19 protein-coding genes and 1 pseudogene are annotated in these 22,147 nt (G+C 33.9%); 10 read left to right on the top strand and 10 right to left on the bottom strand.

The genetic code is table 11. The features are described 5' to 3' along the window. The 4 genes from SOJ_RS02335 to panB form a co-directional block, all read right to left on the bottom strand. A partial coding sequence (locus SOJ_RS02335; protein ID WP_037539394.1) for an Ig-like domain-containing protein occupies positions 1-4,010 on the bottom strand: 4,010 nt, incomplete at its 3' end. A 384-nt stretch (positions 4,011-4,394) separates the two neighbouring features. Next, complete coding sequence (gene mqo, locus SOJ_RS02330; protein WP_303660281.1) at positions 4,395-5,900, bottom strand: malate dehydrogenase (quinone); 1,506 nt, start codon at positions 5,898-5,900, stop codon at positions 4,395-4,397. A 243-nt stretch (positions 5,901-6,143) separates the two neighbouring features. Next, positions 6,144-6,992 (bottom strand): pantoate--beta-alanine ligase, encoded by an 849-nt coding sequence (gene panC, locus SOJ_RS02325; RefSeq protein ID WP_002506470.1) that lies wholly within the window; start codon positions 6,990-6,992, stop codon positions 6,144-6,146. Then, positions 6,989-7,801, bottom strand: a complete 813-nt coding sequence (gene panB / locus SOJ_RS02320; protein ID WP_002506469.1) for a 3-methyl-2-oxobutanoate hydroxymethyltransferase — start codon at positions 7,799-7,801, stop codon at positions 6,989-6,991. Before panB ends, panC begins: the two co-directional genes overlap by 4 nt. An 81-nt stretch (positions 7,802-7,882) precedes the next feature. Here panB and SOJ_RS02315 point away from each other — a divergent pair, with 81 nt between their 5' ends. The 3 genes and pseudogenes from SOJ_RS02315 to SOJ_RS02305 form a co-directional block, all read left to right on the top strand. Beyond that, positions 7,883-8,746: an oxidoreductase gene (locus SOJ_RS02315; RefSeq protein ID WP_002506468.1), complete on the top strand. Its 864-nt coding sequence runs from the start codon at positions 7,883-7,885 to the stop codon at positions 8,744-8,746. 180 nt (positions 8,747-8,926) lie between these two features. Beyond that, positions 8,927-9,349, top strand: coding sequence for a DUF2871 domain-containing protein (locus SOJ_RS02310; protein ID WP_002506467.1), 423 nt, complete (start codon positions 8,927-8,929; stop codon positions 9,347-9,349). 38 nt (positions 9,350-9,387) lie between these two features. After that, positions 9,388-9,744 (top strand): annotated as a pseudogene (locus SOJ_RS02305) (alanine:cation symporter family protein); the annotation flags it as partial. A 44-nt stretch (positions 9,745-9,788) separates the two neighbouring features. Here SOJ_RS02305 and SOJ_RS02300 read toward each other — a convergent pair. After that, entirely contained in the window at positions 9,789-10,337 is a 549-nt protein-coding gene (locus tag SOJ_RS02300) for a helix-turn-helix domain-containing protein (RefSeq protein WP_002506465.1), read from the bottom strand. Between the two features lie 129 nt (positions 10,338-10,466). Here SOJ_RS02300 and SOJ_RS02295 point away from each other — a divergent pair, with 129 nt between their 5' ends. The 7 genes from SOJ_RS02295 to SOJ_RS02265 all read left to right on the top strand — a co-directional run bounded on the left by SOJ_RS02295 (position 10,467) and on the right by SOJ_RS02265 (position 16,554). Beyond that, positions 10,467-11,042 (top strand): LysE family transporter, encoded by a 576-nt coding sequence (locus SOJ_RS02295; RefSeq protein ID WP_002506464.1) that lies wholly within the window; start codon positions 10,467-10,469, stop codon positions 11,040-11,042. Positions 11,043-11,131: 89 nt separating this feature from the next. Beyond that, positions 11,132-11,560, top strand: a complete 429-nt coding sequence (locus tag SOJ_RS02290; protein ID WP_002506463.1) for a pyridoxamine 5'-phosphate oxidase family protein — start codon at positions 11,132-11,134, stop codon at positions 11,558-11,560. Between the two features lie 217 nt (positions 11,561-11,777). Then, positions 11,778-12,827, top strand: a complete 1,050-nt coding sequence (locus SOJ_RS02285; protein WP_002506462.1) for an ABC transporter permease — start codon at positions 11,778-11,780, stop codon at positions 12,825-12,827. A 17-nt stretch (positions 12,828-12,844) separates the two neighbouring features. Continuing rightward, positions 12,845-13,522 carry an ABC transporter ATP-binding protein gene (locus SOJ_RS02280; protein WP_002506461.1) on the top strand — a complete coding sequence of 226 codons (678 nt, stop codon included), beginning with the start codon at positions 12,845-12,847 and terminating at the stop codon, positions 13,520-13,522. Positions 13,523-13,984: 462 nt separating this feature from the next. Beyond that, the gene (locus tag SOJ_RS02275; RefSeq protein WP_002506460.1) at positions 13,985-14,911 is read left to right on the top strand and encodes a VOC family protein; all 927 of its coding nucleotides are present in this window, start codon (positions 13,985-13,987) and stop codon (positions 14,909-14,911) included. Positions 14,912-14,924: 13 nt separating this feature from the next. Further along, positions 14,925-15,986 carry an LLM class flavin-dependent oxidoreductase gene (locus SOJ_RS02270; protein ID WP_002506459.1) on the top strand — a complete coding sequence of 354 codons (1,062 nt, stop codon included), beginning with the start codon at positions 14,925-14,927 and terminating at the stop codon, positions 15,984-15,986. A gap of 10 nt (positions 15,987-15,996) precedes the next feature. Further along, positions 15,997-16,554 (top strand): NADPH-dependent FMN reductase, encoded by a 558-nt coding sequence (locus SOJ_RS02265; protein WP_002506458.1) that lies wholly within the window; start codon positions 15,997-15,999, stop codon positions 16,552-16,554. 138 nt (positions 16,555-16,692) lie between these two features. Here SOJ_RS02265 and SOJ_RS02260 read toward each other — a convergent pair whose 3' ends face one another. The 5 genes from SOJ_RS02260 to SOJ_RS02240 all read right to left on the bottom strand — a co-directional run bounded on the left by SOJ_RS02260 (position 16,693) and on the right by SOJ_RS02240 (position 22,146). After that, complete coding sequence (locus SOJ_RS02260; protein WP_002506457.1) at positions 16,693-17,676, bottom strand: choloylglycine hydrolase family protein; 984 nt, start codon at positions 17,674-17,676, stop codon at positions 16,693-16,695. A gap of 164 nt (positions 17,677-17,840) precedes the next feature. Then, complete coding sequence (gene nrdG / locus SOJ_RS02255; RefSeq protein WP_002506456.1) at positions 17,841-18,377, bottom strand: anaerobic ribonucleoside-triphosphate reductase activating protein; 537 nt, start codon at positions 18,375-18,377, stop codon at positions 17,841-17,843. Next, on the bottom strand, positions 18,374-20,242 hold the full coding sequence (nrdD, locus tag SOJ_RS02250) for an anaerobic ribonucleoside-triphosphate reductase (RefSeq protein ID WP_274516990.1): 1,869 nt from the start codon (positions 20,240-20,242) through the stop codon (positions 18,374-18,376). Before nrdD ends, nrdG begins: the two co-directional genes overlap by 4 nt. Positions 20,243-20,380: 138 nt before the next feature. Continuing rightward, positions 20,381-21,382 carry a ThiF family adenylyltransferase gene (locus SOJ_RS02245; protein WP_002506454.1) on the bottom strand — a complete coding sequence of 334 codons (1,002 nt, stop codon included), beginning with the start codon at positions 21,380-21,382 and terminating at the stop codon, positions 20,381-20,383. Further along, a complete protein-coding gene (locus SOJ_RS02240) occupies positions 21,379-22,146 on the bottom strand; it encodes a thiazole synthase (protein ID WP_002506453.1) in 768 nt (255 codons plus the stop codon). Before SOJ_RS02240 ends, SOJ_RS02245 begins: the two co-directional genes overlap by 4 nt. Position 22,147: the final 1 nt, after the last annotated feature.

The raw sequence follows: 22,147 nt of genomic DNA, 5'->3' as shown, positions 1-22,147 counted from the left end.
TTTGGCATTTCACCTGTATTTGGCGTTTCACCTGTATTTGGCGTTTCACCTGTATTTGGCGTTTCTTCTTTATTAATAACTATAACTTTAGTACTTTCAGAAATATTTCCATCTTTATCGGTTGAAGTAACGGTGATTTCTTCTCCGCCTACTAAATCAATGTTTGATGGAATATCTATTGTATAGTTACCATCTTCATCTGTTGTGCCTGTTACTGTTGTGCCGTCTGGGAATGTTACGGTTACTTCTGAATTTGGTTCAGCTGTGCCACTAACTTGTGTATCTTCACTTGTTACTTCTTTCACCGTTGGTGCTTCTGGTGCTGTCACATCAGTTACTGTTGTTGATCCTTCTTCAGATACATTGCCATCTTTATCTGTAGCTACAACTTTTACTTCTTCTCCGCCTTCTAGCTCAACATTTTCCGGAATATCTATTGTATAGTTACCCTCTTCATCTGTTGTACCCGTTGCTGTTGTTCCATCTGGGAATGTTACGGTTACTTCTGAATTTGGTTCGGCTGTGCCACTAACTTGTGTATCTTCACTCGTTACTTCTTCCACCGTTGGTGTCTCGGGCGCTGTGATATCAGTTACTGTTGTTGATCCTTCTTCAGATATGTTACCTGCATTATCTTTTGAAGTCGCAGTAATTTCTTCTCCGCCTACTAAATCAATGTTTGATGGAATATCTATTGTATAGTTACCCTCTTCATCTGTTGTACCTGTTGCTGTTGTGCCATCTGGGAATGTTACAGTTACTTCTGAATTTGGTTCAGCTGTGCCACTAACTTGTGTATCTTCACTCGTTACTTCTTCCACCGTTGGTGTCTCGGGCGCTGTGATATCAGTTACTGTTGTTGATCCTTCTTCAGATATGTTACCTGCATTATCTTTTGAAGTCGCGGTAACTTCTTCTCCGCCTACTAAATCAATGTTTGATGGAATATCTATTGTATAGTTACCATCTTCATCTGTTGTGCCTGTTACTGTTGTGCCGTCTGGGAATGTTACGGTTACTTCTGAATTTGGTTCAGCTGTGCCACTAACTTGTGTATCTTCACTTGTTACTTCTTTCACCGTTGGTGCTTCTGGTGCTGTCACATCAGTTACTGTTGTTGATCCTTCTTCAGATACATTGCCGTCTTTATCTGTAGCTACAACTTTTACTTCTTCTCCGCCTTCTAGCTCAACATTTTCCGGAATATCTATTGTATAGTTACCCTCTTCATCTGTTGTGCCTGTTACTGTTGTGTCGTCTGGGAATGTTACAGTTACTTCTGAATTTGGTTCAGCTGTGCCACTGACTTGTGTATCTTCACTTGTTAACTCTTTCACCGTTGGTGCTTCTGGCGCTGTGATATCAGTTACTGTTGACCCTGTAGCACCATGAACAACAATGACTGTATCATTATCATCTACTGGATCAATCGTTGGTGTGGGGACTATAGTATTATCTATAATATTAAATTTACTTACTTCATCATTAGCATAATTTGGTGAATCAATCGCAATTGTATATTCTCCTGCGGGCGAGCTAGGTATAACAATAGCAAATGATCCATCGCTGTTTACAGTTGCACTGCCAATGATCTGATTATCCGCATTAATCACTTTTGCAGTTTGTGAAACTGCTCCTTCTTTTAATGGGACTGATCCACTTACTATAGTATCTGCCATGTTAATATCTGCAACTACTGGTAAACCTACCAGTGGAGATGTTTTGTAATTGACTACTTCATAACCATCATTTTTCCCATCAGCATCAGTATCTAAAACTTCAGCATTACTCAATGATACTTGACGCTCATACCTATCTAACAGACCATCTTTATCATAATCTTGTAATGCTAATGTTGAAGTGCCCATTGTATTATTGATAAGCATTCCACCGTTATCAGTTAAATATCCTGCAAATGTGAAATCTTCTTTTTGCTTAGTTGTTTCACTAATTAAGTTACCTGCAGAATCATACAATGCTTCTTTAGTTAAAATATTATTCACGCTTTGGTTTAATTTCAAAACTATTCTCATACCTACAGTTTCTGGCAAGCTATTATTGAATGATATAAGGTCATTCAAATTTTCACTTGTGATTTTACCATTACCTATTGTGTCTAGTGTTAAATCTGCTACTTTATTAGAAGCATAATAAGTTTTATCAAACCCAGCTAAACCAGCGTAATCATACGTGTGTAATTCTGCACTCTCAATGTAAGGTAATAAGTCCTTATCAATTTGATAATTGTATGACCATTGTTTATTTCCAGCAGTATTGTAACTAAAAATGCCATCTTTCATAACTTGTTGGTCTATTATAATGCCACCATTATTACCGATATCTGAATTAAACACCGCAGAGCCACTACTTGATGTAAATGATTTACTATTTGCAGTGGATATCTTATTTTGCAGCTGTATTAAATCTGAGTCAGCATTTGTTAAGAAATATCCACTACTTTCGGTAGTACGTACAATTTTATTTTCACTAGAATCTCTCACAAACATTTGGTAATTTAATTTATTGTTACTTAAATCTCCAGCCTCATTAATTATATTTCTAACTGTATCATCTAAATAAATCTTACCGTTTTCAGCTGAATATTGACTTAATATTTCAGCACCACCAAATAGCCCATTATTAGCTCTGATAAAATTGACTTCCCACGTATTGGTTAAATTACCTTGGTCGTCAGTTAAACGTACAAATTCTACTGGATTACTACGGTTGGCAGGATTTACTGATATTTTAGTAACGTGCTTAGCAATAATTGGATCTAACTTCAAATCAATCTTATATCTATCACCAGAGTTTGAACCTGACATATAGCTATCAATATTAAAATCTATTTCCTTGCTGTCTAAAGCACCTTGTGAAGATAATGTTTTAGGATCAAATATTAAACTCGCAAATGTATAGTTGTCTACGTAACCCAGTGATTTATCCACTTGCTCATTTGTCGCATCAGCTGTTGCTATTGCTGTTGGTGCTGCCATAGTGCGTAGCATTGTTCTTTTAGGTGTAGCTAAAATTGTATTCGCATCTTGCTCATTAGCTAATTGAATCGCTAATGCTTTTAAGATTTCATTCTTAATTTCCTCATTAGACGCTTCTTCAAAGTTAATATTTGTTTGATCTATAATTGATTTTGTTTCTTCTTCTGACAACTCACTATTTAAGAAAGTTTTAACTTCTGCTTCTTTATCCGTAGTAGTTGATAATTGTTGTATCAATGCTGAGTCGGCTGTAGATTGATCAGTAGGTGTAATTTCATCATTTACATTGTCGCCATTTTCCATTTCTGTTTGATCTAAAGTTATTTCTTGTTCTGTTTGCACTTTTTCATTAATTGACTCTGTTGGTTGCTGAGAATCCTCTTCAATTTTTGTTTTCTGTTCAGTCATTTCATGCTTATTTTCATCAGTTGTTTTCGGTTCGCTTGTATTTATTTCATCATTTGTTTTTTCTTCAATTTTTAATGTATCCGTATTTTCATTTATGTTAGGAGTTTCTGTATTTTCACTTTCTACTTTTTCATTAGTAGGTGTTTCTTCTTCAATTACATTATTTTCTGAAGTAGCTTTTTCATTAATTTCCTGATTTTTGTTGTCTGTTGAAGGTTCAATATTTGTATCTTCTTTTGTTGTCTCTACAACATTTTGCGATTCAAGAACCTTTTCTGTATTTTCACTTTCTACTTTTGATGTGTCTATATCAGAATTTTCTTCTTTACCCTCTGTATCTTTAACGTCATTTGCATTAGAAATTGGTTCTTTCTCAACATCTTGCGTTTCTGTTTCAATAGTTTTTATTTCACTTATATCTAATGCTTCCCCTTTGTTACTTCCACTATCATTAGTCTTAATCTCATCTAATTCAGCTGCTTGTGCTTCGCTTCCTACGCCGAATACTAATGTAGCTCCAATTAAAAGTGACGCCGTCCCAACTGTAAATTTCCTAATAGAATATTTGTTCATTTTATTAGGTAAAAACCCTTGTTTGTTTTTCATAATATTTCCACCTCAAAATAGATTTGTACAACTCAATATTACTCAACCATATTTTAAAACACAAGAACTATTTTAAAGTTATTATAGTACAGGACATATAAAATGATATATTTCAATGAATAAAAATAAGATAATAGTGAATTTTAGTTGTTTCATATAGTTATATGTAAAATACACGAGAGTATTCTTCAAAACAAATGTAAGCGAAAAATTTTATTTTCCGACTTTAAAATTCAAGGGAATTTCACTAGTAGGATTGTGCTGAAGGTTTGTAGATAGTGTCTTACTTACAGATAGTCAGTGATTGTAATTCGTTTTCAAAATTATTATCAAACATAAAAAACCCTTGAAGCCAAACTGCTCCAAGGGTAAATTTGTTACTTATTATAAATTATTCAAACCAAGTTCAGCATTATTTGCTTGTCGTATTTCTTTTAATAATGCGTAATCTTCAATTAATGATTTACCATAAGATGGAATGATTTCTTTCAACTTAGGTTCCCATTCAGCCATATAATCTGGGAAGTTTTTCTCGATTACTTCTAATGCAACTGAAACCGAAGTAGAAGCACCTGGAGATTCACCTAATAATGCAATTACAGAATGGTCTTTTGAATTTACAACTTCTGTACCGAATTGAATAAATCCTCTACCGTGTTCTTTCGTATCTTTGATAACTTGAACACGTTTACCAGCTTGCATAATATCCCAATCTTCATCCTTAGCATCAGGAACAAATCGACGTAATTCTTTCATTCGATCTTCTTTTTTAGCTAATACTTCTTGAATAGAATATTTAATTAACGGGAAGTTTTTCGCCGCTGCAGCTAACATAGTGATTATATTGCTAGGATTGATTGATTTAAATAAATCTAAATTAGAACCATTTTTCAAGAATTTAGGGCCAATCGCTGCGAATGGTCCAAATAGTAATGAGTTTTCATCTTGAATATAACGTCTGTCTAAGTGAGGTACCGTCATTGGCGGTGTACCTTCAGGTTCTTTACCATAAGCTTTAACTTCGTGCTTAGCTACAACATCAGGATTATTACATACTAAGAATTCTCCTGTAATTGGGAATCCACCTAAATGTTTACTTTCTGGAATACCAGTTTTTTGTAGCATTGGAATTGCAGCACCACCTGCACCAATAAATAGATAATCAGTGATGTGATGTTCTACTTTATTAGTCTTAAGGTCTTTAATTTTAACTTCCCATTTACCATCTTTACGACGGCTGAAGTCTTGAACTTCATGTTTGTAGAAAAGTTCTGCATTTTCATGTTCGTTTAAGTTTTTAGCCATTTTTCTTGTAAGTTCACCGAAGTTAACATCTGTACCTTCGTCAATTTTACTAGCTGCAACTACTTCTTCTGGGTCGCGGCCTTCCATCATTAATGGCATCCACTCTTGTAGTTTTTTATGATCTTCTGTATATTCTATACCTTTAAACATTGATAAAGGCGCAAGTGCTTCATAACGTCTCTTCAAGAAATTCACATTTTTATCGCCTTGCACAAAACTAATATGCGGTAATGGGCGTATAAATTCTTGTGGGTCTTGAATTTGATTACTTTTTACTAAGTGAGACCAAAATTGTTTTGAAATCTCAAATTGTTCATTAATTTCTTTCGCTTTTTCTATATCGATTGAACCATCTTTTTGTTCAACTGTGTAGTTCAATTCACATAATGCGGCATGTCCAGTACCAGCATTGTGGCGTTCGTTAGAACTTTCAATTGCAGGTTTTTCGAGTCTTTCAAAAAGTTTAATATTCCATTCTGGTGCAAGATCTTTTAACATCGTACCGAATGTTGTACTTAAAACACCAGCACCAATTAAAATGACATCTTTTGAGTTAGATTCACTCATTTTTTTACCACCTCTCATAATCACTTTTTAATTAATTATATAAGATAAAACAAAGTTGTTTAGTTCTTGAGATAACGCATACATTATTTTCACTACTGTATTTATACCCTTAAAACTATTTAATTATCATATAATTGTTTTCTCGATAAATATCTCTCTCTACATATGATAAATCAACACTAAGAAAATGTAAATTGTATATTGAGAGAATGTTGTATCTAACTGAATTGTTCACTAATCATGTAAATACATTACGACAAATTAATCACCGATAATAATATTATCTATTAAACGTGCCTGACTAAATTTGACTGCTAGCGACATAAAAATTTTATCTGTAATTTCATGTTGTTCGACAAGTTGAGGATAGCTATAAATTGCCACTGTTTCTATATCCCCACTCGTATGTTGTTGTATATAATCACGCGTAGCTTCAATAATTTTCAAACTGCTTCGTTCACCTTGATTATATAATGATTGTGCTAACTGCAAACTTTTATAAAGGTGAGGCGCTTCTGCTCTTTCTTCTGACGTTAAATAAATATTACGTGAACTCTTAGCTAGACCATCCGCTTCACGAACGATGTCTACGCCTACAATATCAATTGCATGATTAAAGTCTTCAACCATTTTTTCCACTATAGCTAATTGCTGTGCATCCTTTTTTCCAAAATAAGCACGTTCTGGCTGTATAATATTGAACAGTTTATTTACTACTGTCACTACGCCGTCAAAATGCCCCGGACGTTGTGCGCCTTCTAATACTGATGCTAGACGTCCAGCCTTTACTTCAATTGTAGGTTGTTCCGGATACATTTCTTTTTCACTCGGATAAAAAATATAATCTACGCCTACTGATGACGCTTTAGTTGTGTCACTTTCAATGTCTCGAGGATACGCATCTAAATCTTCATCAGGTCCAAATTGCAGTGGATTTACAAAAACACTAATCACTGTCAAGTCATTTTCCGTAATAGATTGTGACATCATTTTCAAATGGCCCTCGTGTAAAGCGCCCATCGTAGGTACAAAGCCCACTGATTTATTTGATTTTATCCATTGCTTAGACATTTCAGTCATTTCTTCTATAGTAGTAATTAACTCAGTCATTCAGACACCTCGTTCATGACCTGCTTTTTGTAAGTGTGCGCATCACTTGGAAATTGTTGTGACTTAACTTCTGTATTATATAGAGATAATGCTTGAACACCTTTTGAAAAATCACCATATTGTTTCACAAATTTTGCTTGATGGTTGACTTCATAATTTAGTAAATCATGATACACCAATACTTGACCATCTGTGCTTTTACCAGCGCCAATTCCAATAACTGGTATATCTAAATTTTTAGTGATTTTAGCAGCTAAATCGCTTGGAATTGCTTCTAGCACTAACATAACAGCACCTGCTTGTTGTACATTATATGCATCAACTATAAGTTGTTGTGCTGCTTCTTTAGTATTTGCCTGCATTTTATACCCAGTTATACCAACACTTTGGGGTGTTAACCCAAGATGTGAAACAACTGGAATACCCACATTGCTACAACTTTCAATATATTGAGTTAAATGTGCACCTTCAGCTTTAATCGCATTCGCTTGAGTCTGCTGATATAATTTTACAGCTGTTTCTAAATCCGACTGCTCGTTTATACCCACCGCACCAAAAGGTACATCTACAATTACAAACGTGCTTGGCGCACCTCGTCGTACTGCTTTTGCATGGTGAATCATATCGTCTACCGTCACTTGTACTGTACTATCATAACCTAAGACGGTCATCCCTAATGAATCACCAACTAATATTGTATCTATTTGTGCTGCTTCAGCTTGCTTCGCACTAGGATAATCATAAGCTGTCACCATTGATATTTTATCGTTACTCTGTTTCATATCTAATAACTGATTTAATGTTTTCAATTAAAATCATCTCCGCAGTTTGTTATATTTGTATTGTTATCCATATACTAACCAATCTACTTAGAAAAGGAAATTAAAAACATGAACAAAATTGCAATAATTGGACCTGGCGCAGTAGGTAGCACGATTGCAATTGACCTTTTAACCATACATCCTGATTTACGCTTACTCGGTCGACACCATCAAACACTCACCTACTTTGCCAATAATAATACTGGATATGGACATGCACATACTTTACAGGTAACGCCATTAACAACTGATCAAAGCCACGTTGATGTTTTAATTATTGCGGTTAAAATACCTCAACTTGATGCTGTATTAAGAGAAATGAAACATTTAATCCATGAGCAAACAACTATTATACTTGCTCAAAATGGTCATGGTCAGTTGTCACGCTTTGAACACCCTCACGTATTTCAAGGTGTTGTTTATATTAGCGGACGAAAATCTGGTTCTACAGTAACGCATTATCGTGATCACAAAATCATTTTAGAAGATTCTCCAGAAACGCGTGCATTCCAAGATATTGTAGCTGGCTCTTCTTTAGAAATTGAACTCACAAACGATATTGATTATGCCATTTGGTATAAATTACTTGTTAATTTAGCTATTAATAGTGTCACAGCGTTAAGTCGTCGCACTGCCGAAGTACTTCAAGTCCCAGGAATGAAACACCTTTGTAAGCAATTATTAGTTGAAGGTGTAGCCATTGCACAAGCTGAAAATGTCTACTTTGATGATGACATTATCGATGGTATTATGACGATTTACGAAGGTTATCCCAATCAAATGGGCACAAGTATGTATTACGATATCATCTCAGATAACCCATTAGAAATAGAAGGAATCCAAGGCTTTTTATTTAGAAAAGCAAAATTACATCAAGTGGATACGCCAGTACTGGATACTATTTATTCGCTGTTATTGGCACAACAAAAATAATAAGGTGCTATTTTTTAAAATGCGCTCTACTTGATATGCCAATATTAAAATTTATATTTCATTCGTTATCGTGCGTTTCTTTCATATTGTTATAATCTGGTAATTTATTTTTATGCTGTTCATAAACAGTTCATAAAATTACTTTATATTGCAGTTATTAACAATTTGGAGGAAGAAAAAATGAAAAAATTAATGTTCAGCTCTGCCTTTTATACTTTATTAGGATTACTTAGTGGTTTGTTCTATAGAGAAATGTCAAAAGGAGAAAATTTTAGCGGTTATTCGCAATTAAATGTAACGCACACACATTTATTAGTTTTAGGTACAATTATGTTCTTGATTTTCATGGTTATCGAACATCAACTTAAATTGACTCGTAATAGTAAATTATTTAATAGTTTCTTTTATATTTTCCACTTAGGCGTATTAGTAACTGTAGCAATTCAATTTGTGAATGGTATTGCTACTATCAAAGGATTCAATGTAAGTCCTGCAATCGCGGGCATTGCTGGTTTAGGTCACATCTTTATTTCTATCGCATTCATCTTATTCTTTGTGTTATTAAATAAAAGAATTAACGCCACTGCAGAAAAAAGAAAATAGCATAACCAAAAATCTGTTCAAGTCTCAATAATAGAAACTTGAACAGATTTTTTGTGTGTGTTTATATTACATTGACCCGTTTCCTACTTATTTTTGCCACTGCATATGGCACAATCAAGACCGCTGATGCTGCGTGGGCAATGGGCGATGTAGGTGTTGGTATGATGGCATGGCTAAATATTATAGCTATATGGATTTTATGTAAGCCCGCCTTTCGTGCTTTAAAAGATTTTGAAAATCAGAAAAAATCGAAAGGATCTGGCAGCTTAGCTGTTTATAAACCCACGCAACAAGATGCTCCTAATGCATATTTTTGGTTTAACAGAGAAAAAATAAAGACAATTTTCATAAACAAGAATAATAAATCTTTTACACACAGTTATATTATTTTATAACAAAACCCATGCCCTCTACTACGTAGAGAAACATGGGTTTTAATTTATTGATAGTCAATAACCATAGATATTAGGGTAATATTTTCTCCATTATTAACATAACTATGAGAGATGTCTGATCTGAACCTCAAAGCATCGCCTTCGCCTAAATGAAGCGTTTCATGTTCTAAATGCATTTCTAATTGTCCATCAATTACAATAATTGATTCCTCTGAACCGGATAAATGGGGTTCGGCATCTAATGTTGCTCCTGGATCAAGCTCGACATAAAAGAATTCAAAGGACTTACTCTTTTCAAATGGAAAATATGGATAAACACGATATTTCCCCTCATCTTCAGTAACAGGTACAACATCTTCTTTTTTTAACTGTGTATAATCTGACTCTGCCTCATTCATTAAACTACTAAACGATAATTTTAAACCATTACTAATTTTCCAAACGGTATTTATGGAAGGAATCGTATTACCTTTTTCAATTTCATTCAATGAAGATGTGCTCACCCCTGTGAGCTTTGATAATTTGTCCAAGCTAATCTTATTTTTCTTTCTATATAAGTAAATATTCTTAGCTACTATTTTATGAAATTCCATTATTATGCCCCTTTTACATTGACTTTCCTGTTTGATGGATATAAAATCCTTTTAAAAGGAAACATCCTATTGAGCGGAAGTTTTATATTTATATTTCCATAATACAGGATAATGAAGGGAGAATGCAATTTGTTTATATCATTTGTTTTTTATACGTTTTTTATGGGTTATACACCTGGACCAAATAACTTATTAGCATTAGATGGCGCTTTAAAATTAGGTCTTAAAGGCACTGCGAAATTCTTAATTGGTATTGGATTAGGTTTTTTAACACTTTCCATGCTTTGCTTATTATTTAGTGAGTATATGGCTGCTTACTTTTCAAGTTTTATATTTGTAATTAAAATAGTGGGATTTATTTACTTATTGTATCTTGCTTATTCTGTATTTAAAAACAATGCTAAAGACGCTCAACAAAGCAATACGTATCGTATGAGAGATGGTTTGCTTCTTCAATATATGAATCCTAAAACAATCGTTTATGTACTTACTGCAATCGTGACCTATGTAACTACTCAAAATATAAGTTTTCTTGCTACACTCAGTTATACAATTATCATTGCACTTATAGGTGTTTCAGGTGCAGTTGCCTGGGCAGTTATGGGACTTTGCTTTAAAAAACTTCTATTAAAATATGAATTTATCTATAAAGTTAGTATGTCTGCATGTCTTGTAGTTTTAGCATTTATGATGATTTTAGAATAATTATTATCTAATTGAACTTCATTAGTTTTTATCGGAATTTAGTTTTTAAATATCATTATTAGGGAATAAAGCAAACAGAGGTGATATATATGGATAATACTAATTTAACTAACAAGATTAATGAAATACTTAATACATCGCGTGTCGGAGTGCTATCTACCGCATATAATAATGTGCCTAACAGTAGATATATGATTTTTTATAATAACGGTAACACGCTTTATACAAAAACAAATGTTAACTCAATAAAAATGGACGAAATTGAGTCAAATCCACGTGCACATATTTTAATTGGTTACGATGACACAAATAATCGTAGTTTTCTAGAAATTGATGCCACATTATCAATTGCTCAAGACCAAGAAACAATTGATTGGTTATGGCAAAATCAAGACAAATCGTTTTTCGATAACAAAACTGATTCAGAATTATGCGTAGTTAAAGCTCAGCCACAATCTATTAAGATAATGAATGATAAAACATTAGATGAACCACAAACTATTAATTTTGAAGATTAATTTTCAAAGCACTTGTATAAGCAATGCTTATACAAGTGTTTTGTCTTTCATTAAATAATCTACGATTCAAGATACACTGTCTTTTTTACATAGAAAATGAATACATCTTATATTTTAATAGGTTATGATAGAAGTAAGCTTTATAAAATAAGTAAGTTGAAAATGAATTTTTTAATTGATATAAATATAATCGCAATTAACACATAGGAGGTAATTTATGTTTTTAGCATGGAATGAAATTAAGCGTAACAAGTTGAAATTCAGCTTGATTATCGGAGTCTTAATTATGATCAGTTACCTACTTTTCCTTTTATCCGGCTTAGCAAGCGGTCTGATGAATATGAATAGAGAAGGCATCGATAAATGGCAAGCCGATGCTATTGTATTAAATAAAGATGCAAATGAAACTGTAGAACAGTCTTCGTTCAATAAAGATGATGTCAGAAATACATATGATAAACAAACGACTTTAAAACAGACTGGTGTTATCGCTTCTAATGGTAATGCAGAAGAAAATGCCTTACTATTTGGTGTCACTTCTGATTCTTTCCTAGTACCTGATATGATAGAAGGCAAAAAAGTAAAATCTGACAATGAAGTAGTGGCGGATGAAACTTTAAAAGATAAAGGGTTTAAAATAGGAGATAAATTATCGTTATCACAATCAGATGAAAAATTGGAAATTGTAGGCTTTAGTGAAAGTGCTAAATACAATGCCTCGCCAGTCCTATTTTCTAATAATAGTACAATACAAAAAATTAACCCTTCATTGGATAAAAATACAACCAATGCGGTCGTGGTCAGAGATAAAAATTGGAATAAGCAAGATTTAAATAGTGATTTAGAAGCTATAGAAATTGAAAGTTTCGTTGAAAATTTACCAGGTTATCAAGCTCAAAACTTAACGTTAAACTTTATGATCACATTCTTATTTATTATTTCTGCAACAGTGATTGGCATCTTTTTATATGTCATTACGTTACAAAAAACAAATTTATTCGGTGTATTAAAAGCACAAGGTTTCACAAATGGATATTTAGCAAAAGTTGTATTATCACAAACATTCATCATTGCAATGATTGGTACATTAATTGGACTGGCGCTAACTTTACTGACCGGCGCCTTTTTACCAAGTGTAGTCCCGGTTAAATTTGATGTTACTACATTATTAGTATACGGCGTCGTCCTTATCATAGTTTCTCTATTAGGTAGCCTCTTCTCGATATTGACGATTAGAAAAGTAGATCCACTCAAGGCAATAGGATAAATAGGAGTGTATAATAAATGCTAGAATTTAAAAACGTCACTAAAAGCTTTAAAGACGGGAATCAAACAATTGAAGCTGTAAAACCTACATCTTTAAAATTTAATAAAAATGAACTAATTGCCATTATCGGACCCTCTGGTTCTGGAAAAAGTACGTTTCTAACAATGGCCGGCGCATTACAAACACCTACATCTGGTGAAATTATCATCAATGATAAACACGTTTCTCAACTGTCGTTAAAAGAATTAGCAAAAACGAGGATGCAAGAAATTGGTTTTATTCTTCAAGCTACGAATCTTGTACCATTTCTAAATGTAAAACAGCAATTTAAGTTACTACAAAAACAGAAAAAAGATGTGCTAGACGAAGCAAGTTATAATCAACTTGTTAAGCAACTAGATATTGCGGTGCTTGAGAATAAACTTCCAAGTGAAATATCTGGCGGACAAAAGCAACGCGTTGCGATTGCTAAAGCACTTTATACAAAACCATCAATTATTCTAGCTGATGAACCAACCGCTTCATTAGACACGAACAATGCAATGGAAGTAATGAAAATTTTGAAAGAACAAACGATGGAACAAAACAAAACTTGTATCGTCGTTACGCATGATGAGCGACTAACAGAGTATTGTGATAGCGTATATCACATGGAAGATGGTATGCTTACGCTGACTCAGGACAACAAATCATAATAAAATCCCTTCATAGCAATCACATTCAAGTGATTGTTTATGAAGGGATTTTTTATTTTGGTTAACAATTAATATCATATAATTAAATTTGTGATTAATATTAAGATAAGACCTACCACAGATAATATAGACTCTAATAGCGTCCATGTTAAAAATAGTAGTGATTTGAGAAACCACTGACAAGTTTATAAAGAACTAGCTGAAGATATGTTCCCGAGGAAAGAGTGCACAAAGACTTCCAACAAAGTCCGATATTTTATCGACTATCTACTATGTAAAAATTCATTTAAATTATCACATACGACATGTGTCACTTATAATAGTTCACAGTTATTGCTTTTTTTCCATTTTCGACATATATTATAGATAACTAGTATACTTTTTATACTACATCGGTTTATTTTCTTTTAAATAGGTAATGAGTATTAAAACTAGAAATCATCATAATGCGGGGGTACACATATGAACATTGTCGGTCATCATCACATTTCAATGTATACAAAAGATGCTCAAATAAACAAAGACTTCTACACTCAACTATTAGGATTGCGCTTGGTAGAAAAATCCGTAAACCAAGATAATCCAACTATGTATCACTTGTTTTTCGGTGATGAAATTGGCTCTGTCGGTACATTACTAAGTTTTTTTGAAATTCCACATGTAGGTAAGAATCGTCCTGGTACAAATTCTATCCATCGTTTATCATTACTCGTCCCAAATGAAGCAGCACTATCTTATTTCAAATCGCGTCTCACAGAAGCTAATATTACGACAACTGATATAACATATCTAAATCAGCCAGCACTATTATTTAAAGATGTCGATAATCTAGAAATTGTATTACTTGTTAACGATGATTATAAAATCCCTACAATGTGGAGAAAAAATCCTTATACGGATGTTCCTGTACAACATCAAATATTAGGTATGGGACCTGTTGAGCTTAGAGTACGTGAAGCTCAACCAACAATCGATTTTTTAAAAAACGAACTAAATTATGCACCTCGTCAAGACACTGACGAAACTGTTATGACATTAGATCAAGAAGGTTTGTATACTGATTTCGTAGTTATTGAACAACAAGGAGAGCGTGCGCGTCCTGGTCAAGGATATGTACATCATATCGCCGTGAACACGCCAAAAGATTCAAATTTAGAGTCCGTATTAAACACAATTGATCATAACCCAGGAAATAATAGTGGCATTATAGATCGCTACTTTTTCAAATCTCTTTATTATCGACATAATAGTATTATGTATGAATTTGCAACTGATTCACCTGGATTTACGGTTGATACAGAGATTGAAAACCTAGGTAAAGAACTCAATTTGCCAGATTTTATGGAAAATCAAAGAACTGAAATAGAGTCTAAACTACATGATTTATAAAGGATGATACGCTATGGCTAAATTAAAAATGAATAAAAATACCCCATTAGAATTTGGTCTTTATTCACTTGGAGACCACTTACTTAATCCTCATAAAGGTGAAAAAGTAAGTTCTGAAAAACGTATACAAGAATTAATTGAAGCGAGTCAATTAGCCGAACAAGCAGGTATCAACGTTTTCGGCGTTGGTGAAAGCCATCAAGAACATTTTACTACACAGGCGCACACTGTTATTTTAGGTGCAATCGCACAAGCAACAAATACAATTAAAATATCTAGTTCATCCTCTATTATTAGTGCAGCTGATCCAGTTAGAGTCTTTGAAGACTTTGCAACATTAGACCTTATTTCTCACGGTCGTACAGAAATTGTAGCAGGAAGAGCATCACGCACTGGTATATTTGATTTATTTGGTTTAGATTTAAATGACTACGACGAACTTTATGAAGAGAAATTAAATTTACTGTTAGAACTTAATAAAACAAATAAAATTACTTGGTCTGGTAAGTTCAGACCTGGCTTAAATAACATGGAAATTTTTCCAAGGCCTATAGATAATGTGTTACCAATTTGGAGAGTAGTTGGTGGTCCTGCTGCTAGTGCAATCAAGGCTGGTCGTCAAGGTATTCCGATGATGATTACAACTTTAGGTGGTCCAGCAATGACATTTAAAAATTCTATAGACGAATACCGTTTAACTGCCAAAGAATATGGCTTTGACAATTCCGCTGAAACATTACCTGTTTCTACAGCAAGTTTATTCTATACTGCTGATACAACACAAGCTGCTTTACGTGAATTTTATCCTCATATTAATGTAGGTATGTCATTTATAAGAGGAACTGGTTATCCAAAACAACAATTTGCAAATACACCTGATTATAGAGATGCCCTAATGGTAGGAAGTCCACAGCAAATTATTGAAAAAATACTTTACCAACATGAGTTATATAATCACCAAAGATTTATGGCCCAAATTGATTTTGGTGGTGTACCTTTCGATAAAATCATGAAAAATATCGAACTTATTGGTAATGAAATTATACCTGGAGTCAAAAAACATTTGAAAAAGTAGGTGACTTAGCATGAAAATCGTAATTCTATCCGGTTCAACTGTCGGTTCTAAGACAAGTACAGCTATGACATATTTAAACGAAGCAATTTCTCATCAACATGAAATTCAATTTTTTGATTTAAAAAATTTAAATTTGTCATTTAGTGATGGTCGCAATTATTTAGATTATTCAGGAGATACGTTAGAATTCACTACTGCCTTAATGCAAGCTGATATTATTTTTATTGGTTTCCCTATATTCCAAGCTTCAATTCCTGGCACTTTAAAAAACGTATTTGATCTACTTCCTGTTAACGCCTTTAGAGATAAAGTTATCGGAATCATAGCCACGGCCGGTTCACCTAAGCATTATTTAATTCCTGAAACACAATTAAAACCAATATTAGGTTATATGAAGGCACACATTATTCAAACTTATGTATTTATCGAAGAACGTGATTTCTCACAAGGTACGATTGTAAATGATGATATCTTATTCAGAATAGAGGAACTATCTACTTCAACATTACGCGTCTCCAAAGTGTATTCACAAATAATAGAAGAAGAAAATGATCAATATGACTTTTAATATATAAATTTCACAAATTAAACTTAAGTACATTAATCTTTAATTATAAAATAGTTGGTTTAATACAAATACGGAGAAACGATAAATATCATCGTCTCTCCGCTTTTTTAATCTTTCATCATTATAATCAATATGTTATTAATTCAATTTATTGGTAGCTAAACCTTTAGCTGTTTCAAAAACAGTAATATCTTTTTTTGTGATGAGGTCTTCAGTTAATTGCAATTCAGTCATTTGGTTTGTATCGTACCATTTAACATACATTGTGCGTGTTGTTAAATTGAACACTGTTTGGTAAAGGGTATAATGCAATTCTCCATTTTCATCAAGTACAGCGCCTTTAGGAATACTAATGCCATCTAATAATTTGAATGCATCCAACACATCATACTCAGGTTTGTCACTATTTATAAGATGATTTTTCAAAAATGCGGTGCGCACAAATCGCTCTGGTGCTGTATAGCCACCCGGTAAACCATAAGTGCCACCTTCATTTCCTAAGGATTTTAGTGGTTGCCCCATAAATGTACTTTCCTTTGGTTTCTGTGGTGTAATATTTGTATAATTTCTTAGGTTTTCGTAATGCCAGTTTAAATCTGGGTTATTCGTTAATACGCCGATTGGATTTTCATTTATGACGATACTGCCATTTTGGAATGTAAGTTCGACAGATCTACCTGTATCATCAGAAACGTGATAATGCAATGGCGGTACTTCTGCAATTTCGTTTACTACATGTGCTACCACATTAACTGATTTAGCATTTTCGATTAAATCGTCAATATTTTTATTATAGCCAAGTATCCATGTAATAATTTCGTTTTGGCTAATATTTATAAAGCCTTCTCGTACTTCAGAAGCATACGATGCATAACCTCTAAAGTATTGTACGGAAACACCCACGCCGTGTTCATTCACGCCGTCTCCAAATACAAAGCCTGCCATATCGCTGCCTGCTCCGATAAAACCATACAGCGTCTCACCTTTATATCCAACACGTGATTCCCAATAAAAATGACGCGGCTGTACTGCGGGTTGTCCGTCCAAATGATAGACAAAATCCATCGTACGTCCTAAGATCGCCTGGTTACTCTTTGATAAGAATGAAAATCCTGTACACATTCATAATCTACTCCTTTACGCTATGCTTAATCTCTATCTATAATGATTAAATTCAGTTTCTTGTTCCTTGTTCCTTGTTCCTCTCTATATTAGGAAACTTCTTACTATATTAATACTAATTCGCTTGCGTAACCGAGTTAGAATATAAAAAATTAAGTTCTTTTTTAAGTCGTAATATATTCACATCGTTTACCTGTGCTCAATGAAATTGGTACATCAATAATGCGTTGATTTAATGAACCTTTATAAGGTAAGTTAGATTGAAACAAATGATTGATAAAAGGCCCATCTACTAATACATCGATGAGCTCAAGTAATGCCCTTCTCTCAGCAGTATCTTGAACTAAATATTCATATAAAAATCCTGTCCATACCCATAACGATTTGGAATTACCAAAACGTTGCCTCAATACTTGCGCACACTTTAAAGTAATATCTAAATTGCAAAAAGGTTCGCCACCTAAAATGCTTAAACCTGAAATATAATCAGGTTCGCAATAATCCATAATTTCTTCTAAAATAGTTTCGTTAAAACGTTCTCCGTATCTAAAATTTTGAGCAGCTTTGTTATAACAATTTTTACAAGCAAAAGGACAACCAGAAACGTACATACTGCATCTAACCCCTTCACCATCAACAAAGCTCTGTGCTTCTATTTTGGCAATATAACCTTGTCCCTTTGTGATTTCTAAGATTTTCATAATGTTGTATCTTTCAAGTGTTTAACACGTGCACACATTTCTTTATGACGACCTTCAATTGTCGGTCGTTGTACAGGATTGCCTAAATAACCGCAAGTTCGTTTAACGACATCTACAGTTGTTGGGTCATCATTACCACATTCAGGACATTGATAACCTTTAGCTGTTGTTTTGAAATCTCCTTTAAAATCACATTTACGACAATGATCGATAGGGATATTCGTCCCTAGATAGCTCACCTTGTCATAGGAATAATCCCAAACCGCTTCCAAAGCTTTCAAATTATGATTAAGCTTTGGATACTCGCAATAGTGAATATACCCACCGCTCCCATATACAGGATAATCTTTTTCAAAATCTATTTTCTTAAATGGTGTAATGTCTTTACGTACATCATAATGGAATGAATTTTGGTAGTAGCCTTTATCTATAATGTCAGCAACGTCACCAAATTTTTCTCGATCTAATCTGCAAAATCTATCTGTTAAAGATTCACTTGGTGTACTATATATGCTGAACCACACATCGTATTTTTCAGTCCAACGTAGTTGATAAACTTTCATGGCTTTTAAAATAGCTAACGTAAATGCTTTGCCTTTGGAATTACTTTCCCAATTCGGACCAAAGAATACTGTAGCCGCTTCATATAAACCGATATAACCCATAGATAATGTTGCACGTTGACCTTTAAATAGGTCCATTACACTATCATTGTCTGTTAAGCGATGTTTAAATGCACCATTTTTATATAAAATAGGAGCATTATCAGGTGTTGCTTCTGCTATTCGCTCTAAACGATACACTAACGCATCATGCATGATATTCATGCGTTCATGGAATAATTTCCAAAATAGTTCTATATCTCCATCAGATTCTAATGCAATGCGTGGTACATTGAGTGTCACTACCCCAAGATTACATCTACCATTATTTTCATATTCACCTGCTTCATTTTTCCATGCAGGTAAAAATGAACGACATCCCATCGGTGCTTTAAAATCGCCTAGCAATTCCACAGTTTTATCATAATTTAAAATATCTGGGTACATACGCTTTGTAGAACATTCTAGCGCAAGTTGTTTAATATCATAATTGGGATCTGATTCACTGAAATTCACACCTTTTTTGATGGAAAATACTAATTTAGGAAAAATTGCAGTAATGCGGTCTTTACCTAATCCTTTAATACGCGTGTGAAAAATTGCTTGCTGAATTTTACGGCTATATTTATCTATACCGAGTCCAAATCCCAGTGTTACAAATGGCGTCTGTCCATTAGATGTATATAAAGTATTAATTTCATACTCTAAACTCTCAATAGCATCGACTATATCTTGTGTCACTTGATTATCCACATATGTATCAATATCCGCTGCATTCACAAATTTTTCTGCAACTTTGCGGTGTTTTTGCTCATTAAATTGAGCGTACTTACTTAACAATTCATCGACTCTATCAATTGTGCAACCGCCATACTGACTACTCGATACATTCGCAATAATCTGTACTAACTGCGCAGATGCCGTTTGAATCGATTTCGGTGAAGTAACTGTTGCGTTACCTATTTGAAAACCGTCTTCTAGCATACTTTCAGCATCGATTAAACAACAATTCGTTAGCGGTTGAAAAGGATGATAATCTAAATCATGAAAATGAATATCTCCCTGTTTATGCGCTTCAGCCACATGCTTTGGCAGTAAATAGTCCAATGCATATGATTTAGAAACTACTCCCGCCGTTAAATCTCTCATTGTTGAAAACGTAGAACTATCTTTATTGGCATTTTCATTAACTACTGTAGGATCTTTAGTAATAAGATTTTTTAAATTCGTTTCAAGTTTATTCACATTATCCCTCTTTACTATATATTGTGTTTTATTTTAATTTATAACACTATATATAGTGATTTAAATATGAACATCTACGTTAACGAATTTGTCATATATTTTTAAACATTTCATGAACTTTAGTTTGTTTTTGCAATAAATGTATTAACTCATTTATCACTTTAAGCATTTTAGAAATTCTTCATATAATGCTACTGCTTGCTCTTCATTTTCAATACCATACACGTTCATTCTGCCGTCTTTAAATAGCGTTATTTGATAATCTCGGTAAGATATCATTTTAGCGAAATAATTACTTTTCATGACTTTCACTGGTAGTAAATCTGTATATTTAAATATTTGAGGAGTAAATCTCAATAGAAATACATTACCGCACTGTTTTTCAATAGAATTTTGTTGAGCCATGTTGAGATATTCATAATTTCCTTCGTTACAGATAGGGCAGTTATTGTTTTTTAATGTATCTATATTAAGTGTTTTATACTGCATCGTATAGCAGTCCATCGTTGTTAACTTTCTAGAAAAGCCTTTTCCAGACAGCCACCTTAATAACTCTGATACTTCCATGCTTGCCACTTGATGAATCACTGGAGGAAGTACACCATTTATTGCGCAACTTTCCCCTGTAGATGGCGTTGTACCAAGCATACATTTTAAGCATGGCCCATGATAATCAATGGCATATACTGTACCCTTGCTGCCTACAGCTGCTCCATAAATCCATGGCACACCTAATTTATGACAAACTTCATTAATCAAATACCTAATCGCAAAATGATCCATTCCATCCAGTACGATGTCAGGTTGATGTTGACAGAGTAATGCTTCTATATTTGTATTTGTAATCTCTTGATATAACGCCTGTACTTGAACTTCACTATTAATTTGGCCAAGATGTACTTTTAACGCTTCTACTTTAGGCAGCATTTGCGTGGCATCTGCTTCAACATAAGTAGCCTGTCTGTGTAAATTGGATTCTTCTACAATATCCATATCGATAATAGTGAGCTGACCAACACCCATTCGAGTTAACAACTCTGCACATTGGCTTCCAAGCGCACCTGCGCCCATAATCATGACATGTGTCTGTTGCAATTGCGCTTGTCCATATTTACCAAATGGTTCATAACGCATTTGACGATCATAGCGTTGTGTCATAGGAACCCTATACCTTCAGTAGGGCTTGAAGCTTGTGCTGTGTATTTCACTGGTATTCTTCCCGCTTCATAACTCAACCTACCTGCATGAATACCTAATTTCATCGCTTCCGCCATTTTCACTGGATTTTGTGCGCTAGATATTGCCGTATTAAGTAGGATACCATCTGCTCCGAGTTCCATTGCATGACAGGCATCTTTAGGAGAACCAATACCCGCATCAACTATGACAGGAACATTTACTTTTTCGATTATATAACGTAAATTCAAAGGATTATTAATACCTCTTCCCGTGCCTATCGGTGATGCGAGTGGCATAATTGCATGCACACCTAAATCTTCTAATCGTTTTGCTAATACCACATCATTAGAAATATAAGGACAAACTGTATAACCTTTATCTAACAAGATTTCACAAGCTTTATACGTTTCTAACGGGTCGGGTAATAACGTTTCATCGTCTCCTATAACTTCTACTTTTATCATGTCACAGACACCTGCATGATTTGCGATTTCAGCTATACGGACTGCTTCTTCTGCTGATTTGGCCCCGGCAGTATTAGGAAAAGTAATGAATTTAGATAAGTCTACTTTCGCTAATGGATTGGGTAACTTTTTATCATATAAATTCATTCGACGTACTGCAAAGGTCAAAGCCTCTGTCCCTGACGCCTCGATTGCTTCAGTTTGTATCGCTTCACTATCAAATTTCCCTGTTCCTAATAATAATCTTGAATTTAACTTAAATTCGCCTATCTTGAACATG

The sequence above is a fragment of the Staphylococcus sp. OJ82 genome (assembly GCF_000294465.1).
Lineage (GTDB): Bacteria > Bacillota > Bacilli > Staphylococcales > Staphylococcaceae > Staphylococcus > Staphylococcus equorum.
Note: the sequence above shows the minus strand (reverse complement) of the source record. Positions and strands in the feature narration are given on the sequence as shown.